Genomic DNA, 829 nt, shown 5'->3' on the forward strand with positions numbered 1-829 from the left:
ATATTAAAATATGATTACCTGAAACAACTGACGAAATAAAAAATTTATCGAATTTACTAAAAAGATGAAGTGTTGCCATATCACTTCTTCAGTGTAAGTTAGAAAAGCTAAAAAATCTCAAAAATACCCTTTTAGAGAAGATGTTTGCAGATGAAAAACACCCCTTCCCAAAGATTAGATTTAAAGAATTTACAAACGCTTGAGAACGTAAAGAGTTAGGCGATTCGCTTATTAAATCCAACAAAAAAAATACAAGTTATGAATTTTCATTTGATTCGGTTTTATCAGTGTCAAGAAAATATGGGATAATTAATCAAATTTCACTTCTCGGAAGATCATACGCAAGTAAAAAAACTTTGTCTAACTATAAAGTTATTGAATTATTTGATTTAGTATATACGAGATCGCCTTTAAATTCATTTCCATTTGGTATTATTGACATTAATCAAAACAAAAAAGGAATATTATCTACACTTTATCTTGTTTTTAAACCAAAAAACACTTCATACAGTTTGTTTTTAAAATGATATTTTTTACAGAGGGAGAGAACGAACAATTATCTTATTAAACTTATAAACAAAGGTGCAAAAAATACGATATTAGTATCCGAGGATGAATTTTTGAAAGGTGTAATTACTATGACACCAAATATCACCGAAATTAAATATATTTATAATTTATTTGCTTTTATTGAAAGTGCAGTATCACTTCTTCAGCGTAAGCTTGAAAAAATGGAAAACATTAAAAACACACTTTTACAAAAAATGTTTGTGTAAATTACAGAATGAGCAACTAATTTTAAAAGTGTGCTCATTTTTTATAAATTAGT

1 pseudogene is annotated in these 829 nt (G+C 26.5%); it reads left to right on the plus strand.

Annotated elements, in window-relative coordinates:
- A pseudogene (locus OF365_RS03170) lies at positions 1–776 on the plus strand (hypothetical protein); the annotation flags it as partial.
- Positions 777–829 lie beyond the last annotated feature (53 nt).

The sequence above is a fragment of the Ureaplasma zalophigenitalium genome, from assembly GCF_025780055.1.
Lineage (GTDB): Bacteria > Bacillota_I > Bacilli_A > Mycoplasmatales > Mycoplasmoidaceae > Ureaplasma > Ureaplasma zalophigenitalium.